Below are 13,449 nucleotides of genomic sequence, written 5' to 3' on the forward strand. Positions count from 1 at the left end.
TGTGTAAAATCAAGGCCTTAGCCTATCTTTACCGACTCTTGCCATGGCCCGTTTGCCCCGCCTTATCATTCCAGCACTGCCCCATTACGTGATCCAGCGCGGCAGCAACCGCCAGCCCGTGTTCGAGGACGCGGCAGATTACGCGCAATTCCTCTCCTGGCTGAAAACGGGCGCGAAAATGTTCAAGGTGGCCATTCATGCCTATGTTTTATTGCCTGATCAGCTACATTTGTTGGCCACGCCCAGCGATGCGACGGGTCTGGGGCAGCTGATGCAGTGGCTGGGACGCTATTACGTGCCCTATTTCAACCAAAAATACGACCGTGTAGGGGCATTGTGGCAGGGACGCTACAAAACTTCCGTCATCGATCCCGACAATTTCTTCCTCACTTGCTGCCGCTACCTCGAATGCGTGCCCGTGCAAACGGGGCTGGTGGCACATGCCCTCGACCATACGTGGTCGAGCTATGCCCACCATGCCGGTGTGCGACCCGATCCCGTCATCACCGACCACGCGCTGTACTGGGCGCTGGGCAACACGCCGTTCGACCGCGAGGCGGCGTATCTGCGCTTGTTCGAGCAAGGCCTCGGTAGCAGCCAGGTCAAAACCCTGGAACAGGCTGTATTGAAGGGCTGGCCGCTCGGGTCCGACGCTTTCAAGCAGGCGCTGGAGCAGAAAATGCAGCGGCAAGTGCTGCCTGCCAAGCGCGGCCGTCCCCGCAAAATCGTGGCCGAAGCGGACGCCGTGAAACACATTCGCATTTAAAATAAAAAATGATTCCTTTCTGACGTTTTATTGAAATGCCCTTTACTATGTCCCTATTAAATTTTCGGGGCGACAGAATCAGATTTAATTCGACTCCGACCCTAATTGTTTTGGTTGAGTTTTTTGTTGCGTTGCACTACTCTAGTTTTTCGATAGTCATATGCAGCGGAGAAGCCCATGAAAGCGCAAGGCCTGTACGACCCAGCCAATGAACACGATGCCTGCGGCGTCGGTTTCGTCGCCCATATCAAGGGCAACAAGACCCATTCGATCGTCGAACAGGGTTTGCTGATACTGAAAAACCTCGATCACCGGGGCGCCGTGGGCGCCGATGCGCTGATGGGCGATGGTGCCGGCATCCTGATCCAGATTCCCGACCAGTACTACCGCGAAGAAATGGCCAAGCAGGGCGTGGAATTGCCGCCGCCTGGCGAATACGGCGTGGGCATGGTCTTCCTGCCGAAGGAACACGCATCGCGCATCGCTTGCGAACAGGAAATCGAACGCGCCGTGCGTATCGAGGGGCAAGTCGTACTGGGCTGGCGTAACGTGCCCATCGATACGGACATGCCGATGTCGCCCACCGTGCGCGCCAAGGAACCCGTCATCCGCCAGATCTTCATCGGCCGCGGCCCGGACATCATGGTCACCGACGCGCTCGAGCGCAAACTGTATGTGATCCGCAAATCGTCGGGTCACGCCATCCAGGCCTTGAAACTGCTGCACGGCAAGGAATTCTTCGTGCCGTCGATGTCGGCCCGTACTATTGTGTACAAGGGTTTGCTGCTGGCCGACCAGGTGGGCGTGTACTACAAGGACTTGCAGGATGCGCGCTGCATCTCGGCCCTGGCCCTCGTGCACCAGCGTTTCTCGACGAATACCTTCCCGGAATGGCCGCTGGCCCACCCGTACCGCTTGATCGCGCACAATGGCGAGATCAACACCGTCAAAGGCAACTTCAACTGGATGCGCGCGCGCGAAGGCGTGATGAAGTCGGCCGTGCTGGGCGACGACCTGCAAAAGCTGTTCCCCCTGATCTATGAAGGTCAGTCTGACACAGCGTGTTTCGACAATGCGCTCGAGCTGCTGCTGATGGCCGGCTATCCGATCGCCCAGGCGATGATGATGATGATTCCGGAAGCGTGGGAAAACCACACGACGATGGACGACAACCGCCGCGCTTTCTACGAATACCACGCGGCGATGATGGAACCGTGGGACGGCCCGGCCGCCATGGCGTTTACGGACGGCCGCCACATCGGCGGCACCCTGGACCGCAATGGCTTGCGTCCGGCCCGCTACATCGTTACGGACGACGACCTCGTGGTGATGGCGTCGGAATCGGGCGTGCTGCCGATTCCCGAGTCGAAAATCATCCAGAAATGGCGCTTGCAGCCTGGCAAAATGTTCCTGATCGACCTGGAAGCGGGCCGCATCATCGACGACCAGGAATTGAAAAACACCTACGCCAACGCCAAGCCGTATAAAGCGTGGATCAACTCCGTGCGCATCAAGCTCGACGAGATCAAGCTGGCCGAAGGCCAAGCGAAACAGGACCGCGCGCAGGGCGAAAAAGCCCAGCCGTCCTTGCTCGACCGCCAGCAGGCGTTCGGCTATACGCAGGAAGATTTGAAATTCCTCATGGCGCCGATGGCCGTGGCCGGCGAAGAGGCGACGGGCTCGATGGGCAATGACTCGCCGCTGGCCGTCATGTCGAACAAACTGAAGCCTTTGTATAACTACTTCAAGCAGCTGTTCGCGCAAGTGACGAATCCGCCGATCGACCCGATCCGCGAAGCGATGGTGATGTCGCTCGTGTCCTTCATCGGCCCGAAACCGAACTTGCTCGATACGAACAACGTCAACCCGCCGATGCGCCTGGAAGTGGCGCAGCCCGTGCTGGGCTTTGACGACATGGCCCGTCTGCGCAACATCAGCGCCCACACGGGCGGCAAGTTCAAGTCGTACGAACTCGATATCTGCTACCCGCTGGCTTGGGGCAAGGAAGGCGTGGAAGCCTGCCTGGCCTCGCTGTGCGCGGAAGCCGTCGATGCCGTGAAATCCGGCCACAACATCCTGATCGTCTCGGACCGCGCCATTTGCGCCGACCAGGTGGCGATCCCTGCGCTCTTGGCCACGTCCACCGTGCACCAGCACCTGGTGAGCAAGGGCTTGCGCGCCTCCACCGGCCTCGTCGTGGAAACGGGCTCGGCCCGCGAAACGCACCACTTCGCCTTGCTCGCTGGCTATGGCGCGGAAGCCGTCCATCCGTACCTGGCCATGGAAACCCTGGCCGACATGGCGCATGGTTTGCCGGGCGATTTGTCGGGCGACAAAGCCATCTATAACTACACCAAGGCGGTGGGTAAAGGCTTGATGAAGGTCATGTCGAAGATGGGTATTTCGACCTACATGTCCTACTGCGGCGCGCAAATCTTCGAAGCGATTGGCTTGAACAAGTCGCTGGTCGACAAATACTTCAAGGGCACGGCGTCGAACGTGGAAGGCATCGGCGTGTTTGAAGTGGCGGAAGAAGCGCTGCGCCTGCATGCGCTGGCCTTCGGCAACGATCCCGTGCTGTCCGACAAGCTCGACGCGGGCGGCGAGTACGCGTTCCGCGTGCGCGGCGAAGACCACATGTGGACGCCGGACGCGATTGCCAAGCTGCAGCATTCCACGCGCAGCAACAATTTCTCCAGCTATAAAGAGTATGCGCAAATCATCAACGACCAGAGCCGTCGCCATCTGACCCTGCGCGGCCTGTTCGAGTTCAAGCTCGACCCGACCAAGGCCATCCCGCTCGATGAAGTGGAGCCGGCCAAGGAAATCGTCAAGCGTTTCGCCACGGGCGCCATGTCGCTCGGTTCGATCAGCACGGAAGCGCACGCAACGCTTGCGGTCGCCATGAACCGTATCGGCGGCAAGTCGAACACGGGCGAGGGCGGCGAAGATCCGAACCGCTACACGCAGGAATTGAAGGGCATCCCGATCCGCCAGGGCGACACCATGGCGTCCATCGTGGGCGCCGAGCAGATTGTCGTCGACATTCCGCTGCAGGAAGGCGATTCCATGCGTTCGCGCATCAAGCAGGTGGCGTCCGGACGTTTCGGCGTCACGGCCGCCTACCTGAACTCGGCCGACCAGATCCAGATCAAGATGGCGCAGGGCGCGAAACCGGGCGAAGGTGGCCAGTTGCCAGGGCATAAAGTGTCGGAATACATCGCCAGCCTGCGCTTCTCCGTGCCGGGCGTGGGCCTGATTTCGCCGCCGCCGCACCATGACATCTATTCGATCGAGGACCTGGCGCAGCTGATCCATGACTTGAAGAACGCCAATCCGCGCGCGTCGATTTCCGTGAAGCTGGTGTCGGAAGTGGGTATCGGCACTGTGGCCGCCGGCGTCACCAAGGCAAAAGCCGACCATGTGGTCGTTGCCGGCCATGACGGCGGCACGGGCGCGTCGCCATTGTCTTCCGTGAAACATGCGGGCACGCCATGGGAGCTGGGTCTGGCTGAAACGCAACAAACGCTGGTCTTGAACGGCTTGCGCAGCCGCATCCGCGTACAGGCCGACGGCCAGATGAAGACGGGCCGCGACGTGGTCATCGCCGCCCTGCTGGGCGCCGACGAGATCGGTTTCGCCACGGCGCCGCTGGTGGTCGAAGGCTGCATCATGATGCGCAAATGCCACTTGAATACCTGCCCGGTGGGCGTGGCCACGCAAGATCCGGTGCTGCGCGCCAAGTTCTCGGGCAAACCCGAGTATGTCGTCAATTACTTCTTCTTCGTTGCCGAGGAAGCCCGTCAATTGATGGCGCAGCTGGGCATCCGTACGTATGACGAGCTGATCGGCCGTGTCGACCTGCTGGACAAATCGAAGGCGATTTCGCACTGGAAGGCGCAGGGTCTGGACTTCTCGGCCATCTTCCACAAGCCGGAAACGCCAGATGGCCAAGCTTGCCGGCACGTGGAGTTCCAGGACCATGCGCTGGAAAAGGCGCTCGATCACAAGCTGATCGCGCAAGCGCGCGCGGCGCTGGAAAAGGGCGAGCGCGTCTCGTTCATCTCGCCCGTACGCAACTTGAACCGCACGGTGGGCACCATGCTGTCCGGCGAAGTGGCGAAGAAATACGGCCATGCCGGCTTGCCGGATGACACCATCCACATCCAGTTGCAAGGCACGGCGGGCCAGTCGGCCTGTGCCTTCCTGGCGCACGGCATCACCATCGACCTGGTGGGTGAAGGCAACGATTACGTGGGTAAAGGCTTGTCGGGCGGGCGCATCATCGTGCGGCCCAATACCGAGTTCCGCGGCTGGGCCGTGGACAACATCATCATCGGCAACACGGTGCTGTACGGCGCCATCGCCGGCGAAGCGTTCTTCAATGGCGTGGCAGGCGAACGCTTTGCCGTGCGCAACTCGGGCGCCACCACGGTGGTCGAGGGCCTGGGCGACCATGGCTGCGAATACATGACGGGCGGTACGGTCGTGGTGCTGGGCAACACGGGACGCAACTTCGCGGCCGGCATGTCGGGCGGCATCGCCTATGTGTATGACCCGGCCGGCGACTTTGCCAGCAAGTGCAACACGGCCATGGTCGGCCTGGACAAGGTCGTGTCGGCAGCGGAACAGCATGTCGACCGCGATGCCTGGCATACGCAGCACCGCGATGGCGTGCCGGAAGCGGACGAGGTGATCCTCAAGCGCCTGATCGAGCGTCATTTCAAGCACACGGGCAGCACCCGCGCCCGCGTCTTGCTCGACGACTGGGCTGCGGCGCGCGGCAAGTTCGTGAAAGTCTTCCCGAACGAATACAAGCGCGCGCTGATTGAAATGGCCGCTGATGCCGCCATGGAAGTCCAAGCCGTCGCCGCCTGAGCCAGCCAAGCTCATTGCCAAATGAATGACCAGGGAGCGGCCCGGCCGCTCCCCGCCAGCCAAATACAAAGGAACTATCGTGGGTAAAATTACCGGCTTCATGGAATTCAAGCGCCAGGACGAACACTATCTGGAGCCTGCCGCGCGCCTGAAGAACTACAAGGAATTCGTCTTGCACCTGTCGGATGCGCAAGCGACGGTGCAGGGCGCGCGCTGCATGGATTGCGGCATTCCCTTCTGCACCACGGGCTGCCCCGTGAACAACATCATTCCCGACTGGAATGACCTGGTGTACCGCGGTAACTACCGCGAAGCGCTCGACGTCTTGCATTCGACGAATAACTTCCCGGAATTTACGGGCCGCATCTGCCCGGCGCCGTGCGAATCGGCGTGCACCCTGGGCATCCACGAAGACCCGGTCGGCATCAAGTCGATCGAACATAAAATCATCGACATGGGCTGGGAGCACGGCTGGGTCACGCCGCAGCCGGCGGGATTCAGCACGGGCAAGAAAGTAGCCATCGTCGGTTCCGGTCCTGCCGGCCTGGCGGCGGCGCAGCAGCTGGCGCGCGCCGGCCACGCTGTCACCGTGTTTGAAAAGAGCGACCGGGTCGGTGGCTTGCTGCGTTACGGCATCCCCGACTTCAAGATGGAAAAATCGCACATCGATCTGCGCGTGAAACAGATGGAAGCCGAAGGTGTCGTGTTCCGCACCAGCGTGCTCGTTGGCAAAGATTTCCCTGCCCACGTGAATAACTGGGCCAAGGAAACCATTTTCCCCGAAGACCTGGAAAAAGAATTTGACGCCGTCATCATGGCCGGCGGCGCCGAGCAGCCGCGCGACTTGCCCGTACCGGGCCGCGAACTGAAAGGCGTGCATTTCGCCATGGATTTCCTGCCGCTGCAAAACAAGGTCAACGCGGGCGACAAGCTCAAGGACCAGATCAAGGCGACGGGTAAGCACGTGGTGGTGATCGGCGGCGGCGACACGGGTTCCGACTGCGTCGGCACGTCGAACCGCCATGGCGCCGCCTCGGTGGCCCAGTTCGAACTGATGCCGCAGCCGCCGGAACAGGAAAACAAGCCGCTCGTCTGGCCGTACTGGCCGACCAAGCTGCGTACCTCGTCCTCGCACGAGGAAGGCTGCGAGCGCGACTGGGCCGTGGCCACCAAGCGTTTCGAAGGCAAGGGCGGCAAGGTGGAAAAGCTGATCGCCTGCCGAGTCGAGTGGAAAGACGGCAAGATGAGCGAAGTGCCGAACTCGGAGTTCGAGATGAAGGCGGACCTGGTCTTCCTGGCCATGGGTTTTGTTTCACCAGTACAACAAGTGCTGGAAGCGTTCGGCGTCGATACGGATGCGCGCGGCAATGTCAAGGCGACAACGGATGGCGCCGGCTGCTACCAGACCTCGGTGCCGAAAGTCTTTGCGGCCGGCGACATGCGCCGTGGCCAGTCGCTGGTGGTGTGGGCCATTCGCGAAGGGCGCCAGTGCGCGCGCGCCGTCGATGAGTTCCTGATGGGGGCATCGCTGCTGCCGCGCTAAAAAACGAGCAATTGTTCGTTTTTTTGCCAGGGCCACGGCGCGGATCGCGACGTGGCTTTTGTTATTTTTACTGGTCAAGTCAACAGGCGTGAACGTCATCGGGCAGGGACGCGATGTGGCGGCTGAATTTCCACTACAATATCTGACTTTCGATTCATTAGTGTTGTATTCTTCCCCTGTCCCGGGCTGTAAGCAGGGGTGTCTCAGCAGAGGTTGGCGTTTCTGCACTACAATACGCCATTAAAATAGTGAGCTTCGTCGTGCCAAATCTTGTTGAGATCCGTGATTTACACTTTGCCTATGGAGAACGTTCGATTTTATCGGGCCTTCAAATGGATTTCCCACGTGGAAAAGTTGTGGCCGTCATGGGTGGCTCCGGCAGTGGCAAGACGACCGTACTGCGTCTGATCGGCGGGCAGTTGCGCCCCAGTTCCGGTTCCGTGAATGTGGACGGCCAGATCGTGCATACGCTGGGCACCGACGAGTTATACCAGCTGCGCCGCAAGATGGGCATGCTGTTCCAGCACGGCGCGCTGTTTACGGACCTGACGGCGTTCGAGAATGTGGCGTTCCCGCTGCGCGAACACACGGACTTGAATGAAGAGCTGATCCGCACCCTGGTGCTGATGAAGCTGCACGCCGTGGGACTGCGCAATGCGGCGCAATTGAAGCCGGCCGAGATCTCGGGCGGCATGGGCCGCCGCGTCGCGCTGGCGCGCGCCATCGCGCTCGACCCCGAACTGATCATGTACGACGAGCCGTTCGCCGGCCTGGATCCGATTTCCATGGGCGTGACGGCCAATTTGATCCGCAATCTGAACGATGCGCTGGGTTCCACGTCTATCCTGGTATCGCACGATGTGAAGGAGTGTTTCGCCATCGCTGATTACGTCTATTTTCTGTCATCGGGCAAGATCGTGGCGCACGGCACGCCGGCCGAGATGGCCGTGTCGACGCATCCATACGTCAAGCAGTTCGTCAATGCCGAGGCCGATGGCCCCGTCCCGTTCCATTATCCGGGCAAGTCGCTGGCCGACGACCTGGGTCTGCAGGCGGGGGGCGGCCGATGATCGCGCGTTTCCTGGCGGCGATCGGAGCGTGGTTGCGTCGTTCGGTACAAGACCTCGGCTTTGCCGTGCGGTCGTTTTTCATCATCATCGCCTCGTCGGGCGGCCTGTGGCGCCGTCCGCGCCTGGTGATTGAGCAACTGTTTTTTATCGGTAACCGCTCGCTGGTGATTACCGCCGTTTCCGGCCTGTTCGTCGGCATGGTGCTGGGTTTGCAAGGCTATTACACCTTGACCACGTATGGCGCCGAGCAGTCGCTGGGCTTGCTGGTGGCGCTGTCCCTGACGCGCGAACTGGGCCCCGTCGTCACTGCGCTGCTGTTCGCCGGCCGCGCCGGCACGTCGCTGACGGCGGAAATCGGCCTGATGAAGGCGGGCGAGCAACTGTCGGCCATGGAAATGATGGCCGTGAACCCGATCCAGCGCGTGCTGGCGCCCCGTTTCTGGGCCGGTGTGATCGCCATGCCGATCCTGGGCGCCATCTTCACGGCCGTCGGCATCATCGGCAGCTACCTGGTCGGCGTGGTGCTGATCGGCGTCGATGAAGGTTCGTTCTGGTCGCAGATGCAAGGCGGCGTGGATGTCTGGAAAGAAGTGGGCAACGGCACCATCAAGAGCCTGGTGTTCGGCATCGCGGTGACCTTCATCGCGCTGTTCCAGGGGTACCAGGCACAGCCGACGCCGGAAGACGTGTCCGGCGCCACCACGCGCACGGTGGTCATTTCGTCGTTGATGGTGTGGTGGCTCGATTTCATGATGACGGCTTTGATGTTTAGCAAGTAATTGCCGATAGGCGACAAAATTATCGGCCTGGGCAGTGTTCTGCGCAGGTGGCGGCAAGTAAAAATTATTTAGGATTGTTTATGCAACGTAAATCTTTGGATGTCTGGGTCGGCTTGTTCGTCTTGCTCGGTGTGGCGGCATTGATGTTTCTGGCGCTCAAGGCCGGCAATATGAGCTCGCTGTCTTTCAGCAAGACGTATACCATTAGTGCGAAGTTCGACAATATTGGCGGCCTCAAGCCGCAGGCGCCCGTCAAGGGCGCTGGCGTAGTGGTGGGCCGGGTCTCGGAAATCGTCTTTGACGACAAGACCTACCAGGCGCTGGTGAAACTCGACATCGAAGATGGCTACAAATTTCCGAAAGACAGCTCGGCCAAGATTTTGACGGCCGGTTTGCTGGGTGAGCAATATATCGGCCTGGAAGCAGGCGGCGATCTGGCGAACCTGGCAGAGGGCGACAAGATCGCCCGTACTCAATCGGCCACAGTGCTGGAAGATCTGATCAATCAGTTCATCTACAGCAAGGCAGCGGAAGGAAAGGACAGCAAATGAGCGAGTCGACCAAACAATCCCAAGGCAGCCTGGCGCGTATCGGCCTGGCCGTGGCCATCGCCGCCAGCGTGAGCGCGTGCGCCACCGGCACCAATCCGCGCGACCCGCTGGAAGGGTATAACCGCGCCATGTTCAAGTTCAACGACACGGTCGACCAGGTCGCCCTGAAGCCGGTCGCCACGGCCTACAAGAAGGTCACGCCATCGTTCGTGCAAACGGGCGTGGGCAACTTCTTCGGCAACTTGTCCGATGTGTGGAGCGCCATGAACAACTTGCTGCAAGGCAAGGGCGAAGCGGGCTTGCAAGACGTCGTGCGCGTCAGCATGAACTCGACTTTCGGTATCTTCGGCCTGATCGACATCGCCTCGCAGGCCGGTATTCCCAAGCATAACGAAGACTTTGGCCAGACCCTGGGCTGGTATGGCGTCCAGTCCGGTCCGTACGTGATGCTGCCGCTGCTGGGCCCATCGACCGTGCGCGACACGGCGGCCCTGCCGCTCGATATCGCGGGCGACCCATGGCGCTACAAGGATCCGGCGTATGTGCGCAATATCGGCACGGTGACGCGCGTGGTTGACAAGCGCGCCGCGCTGCTCGACGCGACCAACCTGATGGAAGCGGCCGCGCTGGACCGTTATGAGTTCATCCGCGACGGCTTCCTGCAGGCGCGCGAAAGCAAGGTGTTCGATGGCGATACGGACCGCCGCGACCGCAAAGTGCCAAAAAACGACACCAGCGATTACGAGCCGGAGTACGAGGCAAAACCGCAGCCTGCCAATGACGCGCCTGCGGCCACGGCCACCGCCGATGTGGCGCCAGCGGACCTCGTAACATCTGGTAGCAATACCGTTGCTTCCCAGGCCAGGCCGCAGGAGTAAACTGGACGCAAGAACACCACGGCTGCGATCAACGCCAGCCGGTGCATAGCAACACCATGAAAGGTAAAACCATGAAATTGATGAAACAACTGCTGGCGATGGCCACCATCGCCTTTGCCACCGCCGCTCAGGCCGCCCCTGCTGTCGAAGCACCGGACGTCCTCGTCAAACGCATCAGCCAGGACGTGATCGACACAGCCAAGGCCGACAAGGCCATCCAGGCTGGCGATATCAAGCGCGTCACCGAATTGGTGGAAAGCAAGATCTTGCCATACGTGGATTTCCAGCGCATGACGTCGCTGGCCGCCGGCCGCCACTGGCGCGACGCCACGCCCGACCAGCAAAAGCAGCTGGCTGCGGAATTCCGCACCTTGCTGATCTACACGTACTCGGGCGCCCTGTCGCAGATCAAGAACGAAACCGTGGAATTCAAGCCGCTGCGCGCCGACCCGGCCGACACGGAAGTGGAAGTACGTTCGCAAGTGAACGTGGCGCGCGGCGAACCCGTGCCCCTGAACTACCGCGTGGCGAAAACCCCGTCCGGCTGGAAGATCTATGACATCAACGTGCTGGGCGCGTGGCTGGTGGAAACGTACAAAAGCAGCTTTGCCAGCGAGATCAGCAAGGGCGGCATCGATGGCCTGATCAAGACCTTGCAGGCAAAAAACAAGGCCCTGGCCAGCCGTCCCGCTGCCAAAGCCAAATAATCGGCTATCATATAGCTCCAGACCAGCGCAGCCCGACGCCATGCCCGACTCTCTCGACACCTTGCAGTCCCTGACTTCCCTGACCGTGCACAATGCCACTTCGGCATTGGAGCAGGGTCTGGACGCCATCCGCTCGGGTCAGACGAAGTTTGACTTGCGCAACGTCAAGGCTGTCGATTCGGCCGCCGTTTCCGTCATGCTGACGTGGCAGCGCGCCGCGCAGGATGCCGGCGCCGTGCTGGAGCTGAAAAACCTGCCGAACAACCTGAAAAACCTCACCAAGCTGTATGGCGTCTGCTCGCTCGTCTCGAGCACGTTGACGGCCGACGACTGCGCCAGCGCCGGCGGCCACGCCGAACGCAGCCCGTCCGACCTGCATCATCATTGATCCTGTCCCACTCCCCGCATCAGCAGTAGCTTTCAAGCCGGCAGGCCAGCAGCGCCGCCGGATTGATCTCCAAGTGTTCCACGAATTTTCCAACTATAATTGACTGTTGCGCCGTCCTCGCCTGAAGGTGGCGCCCTGCACCGGCCTGCCGGCCTCGATGTCTCCGGCAACTGGTGCATCACACCAGACGCATTACACTTGAAACAAGCACATGACCGCAATTCAAATAACGAATGTAGAAAAGAGCTATAAATCGCTCAAGGCGCTGGGCGGCGTGTCGCTGGCCATCGAAGAAGGCGAGTTTTTCGGCCTGCTCGGTCCCAACGGCGCCGGCAAGACCACCCTCATTTCCATCATCGCCGGCTTGATACGCCCCGACGCGGGCACCGTCAAGATCCATGGCCACGACGTGGTCAAGGACTTCCGCAACGCGCGCCGCAACCTGGGCGTGGTGCCGCAGGAACTGGTGTTCGACCCGTTTTTCACCGTGCGCGAAACCCTGCGCCTGCAGTCCGGCTATTTCGGCCTGCCGAACAACGACAAGTGGATCGACGAGGTCATGGAAAACCTTGACCTCACCGGCAAGGCCGACACGAATATGCGCGCGCTGTCCGGCGGCATGAAGCGCCGCGTGCTCGTGGCGCAGGCGCTGGTGCACAAGCCGCCCGTCATCGTGCTCGACGAGCCGACGGCCGGCGTCGACGTGGAACTGCGCCAGACCTTGTGGAAGTTCATCTCGCGCCTGAACCGCGAAGGCGGCCACACGGTCGTCTTGACCACCCACTACCTGGAAGAGGCGCAAGCCATGTGCCAGCGCGTGGCCATGCTGAAGACGGGCAAGGTGGTGGCGCTCGACACCATGTCGGCCCTGATCCGCCGCATCGCCGGCTCGCAGCTGCAGCTGCACCTCAAAAACGGCAGCCTGCCGGACGACCTGCGGCACCTGGTGCTGCATGCGGAAGAACAGCAGGCGCCGAACAAGTTCAGCCTGCGCGTCAACGAATACAGCGAAGTTGAAAAAATCCTCGCCCGCCTGCGCGAAGCGGGCGCCGAGATCGATGAAATGCAATTGCAACAAGCCGACCTGGAAGATATCTTCTTGCAGATCATGGATAAAGGTACCGTATGATTTCGACAGGATTTCGCACCCTCGTCTACAAAGAGACGCTGCGCTTCTGGAAAGTGGCGACGCAAACCGTGGCCGCGCCCGTGCTCACGTCGATGCTGTACCTGCTGGTGTTCGGCCATGTGCTCGACGGCCGCGTCGAGCCGAGTCCCGGCGTCAGCTACACGGCCTTTCTGATTCCCGGCCTGGTGATGATGAGCGTGCTGCAAAACGCGTTCGCCAATTCCTCGTCCTCGCTGATCCAGTCCAAGATCACGGGCAACCTGGTGTTCGTGCTGCTCACTCCCCTGTCGCACTGGGAAATCTTCTCGGCGTATGTACTCGCTTCCGTCGCGCGCGGCCTGGCCGTGGGCTTTGGCGTGTTCGCCATCACGTGCTGGTTCGCCGACCTGTCGTTCGTCGCGCCGCTGTGGATCGTCGTCTTCGCGTTCCTCGGCGCCGCCATGCTGGGCACCATGGGCCTGATCGCCGGCATCTGGGCCGAGAAATTCGACCAGCTGGCCGCCTTCCAGAACTTCCTGATCATGCCGGCCACCTTCTTGTCGGGCGTGTTCTATTCGATCCACTCGCTGCCCGCCTTCTGGCAGACGGTATCGCATTTGAACCCCTTCTTCTACATGATCGACGGCTTCCGCTACGGCTTCTTCGGCGTGTCCGACGTCAGCCCGTGGCTCAGTCTTTCCATCGTCGCCGGCTTCCTCGTGATCCTGGCGCTGGCGTCGATCCGCCTGCTGAAAAGCGGCTACCGACTGCGACACTAATT

General features: G+C 60.9%; 11 protein-coding genes. All 11 read left to right on the forward strand.

From position 1 onward, the window contains the following. The first annotated feature begins 43 nt into the window (after positions 1-43). The 11 genes from AC54AG_RS25650 (at position 44) to AC54AG_RS25700 (ending at position 13,447) form a co-directional block, all read left to right on the forward strand. Positions 44-766, forward strand: a complete 723-nt coding sequence (locus tag AC54AG_RS25650; protein WP_496632117.1) for a transposase — start codon at positions 44-46, stop codon at positions 764-766. A 177-nt stretch (positions 767-943) separates the two neighbouring features. Then, a complete protein-coding gene (locus tag AC54AG_RS25655) occupies positions 944-5,644 on the forward strand; it encodes a glutamate synthase-related protein (RefSeq protein ID WP_319993539.1) in 4,701 nt (1,566 codons plus the stop codon). 79 nt (positions 5,645-5,723) lie between these two features. After that, complete coding sequence (locus AC54AG_RS25660) at positions 5,724-7,187, forward strand: glutamate synthase subunit beta (protein WP_072457449.1); 1,464 nt, start codon at positions 5,724-5,726, stop codon at positions 7,185-7,187. 260 nt (positions 7,188-7,447) lie between these two features. Next, positions 7,448-8,257: an ABC transporter ATP-binding protein gene (locus AC54AG_RS25665; protein WP_034753922.1), complete on the forward strand. Its 810-nt coding sequence runs from the start codon at positions 7,448-7,450 to the stop codon at positions 8,255-8,257. Beyond that, on the forward strand, positions 8,254-9,036 hold the full coding sequence (gene mlaE, locus AC54AG_RS25670; RefSeq protein ID WP_034753807.1) for a lipid asymmetry maintenance ABC transporter permease subunit MlaE: 783 nt from the start codon (positions 8,254-8,256) through the stop codon (positions 9,034-9,036). Before AC54AG_RS25665 ends, mlaE begins: the two co-directional genes overlap by 4 nt. 80 nt (positions 9,037-9,116) lie before the next feature. Next, positions 9,117-9,587 carry an outer membrane lipid asymmetry maintenance protein MlaD gene (gene mlaD, locus AC54AG_RS25675; RefSeq protein ID WP_034753810.1) on the forward strand — a complete coding sequence of 157 codons (471 nt, stop codon included), beginning with the start codon at positions 9,117-9,119 and terminating at the stop codon, positions 9,585-9,587. After that, the gene (locus AC54AG_RS25680) at positions 9,584-10,465 is read left to right on the forward strand and encodes an MlaA family lipoprotein (protein WP_496632120.1); all 882 of its coding nucleotides are present in this window, start codon (positions 9,584-9,586) and stop codon (positions 10,463-10,465) included. The genes mlaD and AC54AG_RS25680 overlap by 4 nt, the downstream gene beginning before the upstream one ends. A gap of 71 nt (positions 10,466-10,536) precedes the next feature. Next, positions 10,537-11,172, forward strand: a complete 636-nt coding sequence (locus AC54AG_RS25685) for an MlaC/ttg2D family ABC transporter substrate-binding protein (RefSeq protein ID WP_034753816.1) — start codon at positions 10,537-10,539, stop codon at positions 11,170-11,172. 40 nt (positions 11,173-11,212) lie between these two features. Next, on the forward strand, positions 11,213-11,560 hold the full coding sequence (locus AC54AG_RS25690) for an STAS domain-containing protein (protein ID WP_034753819.1): 348 nt from the start codon (positions 11,213-11,215) through the stop codon (positions 11,558-11,560). Positions 11,561-11,771: 211 nt separating this feature from the next. Further along, a complete protein-coding gene (locus AC54AG_RS25695) occupies positions 11,772-12,689 on the forward strand; it encodes an ABC transporter ATP-binding protein (protein WP_070303724.1) in 918 nt (305 codons plus the stop codon). Continuing rightward, positions 12,686-13,447: an ABC transporter permease gene (locus AC54AG_RS25700; protein WP_034753822.1), complete on the forward strand. Its 762-nt coding sequence runs from the start codon at positions 12,686-12,688 to the stop codon at positions 13,445-13,447. The genes AC54AG_RS25695 and AC54AG_RS25700 overlap by 4 nt, the downstream gene beginning before the upstream one ends. Positions 13,448-13,449 lie beyond the last annotated feature (2 nt).

The sequence above is a fragment of the Janthinobacterium sp. BCJ23 genome (assembly GCF_059617945.1).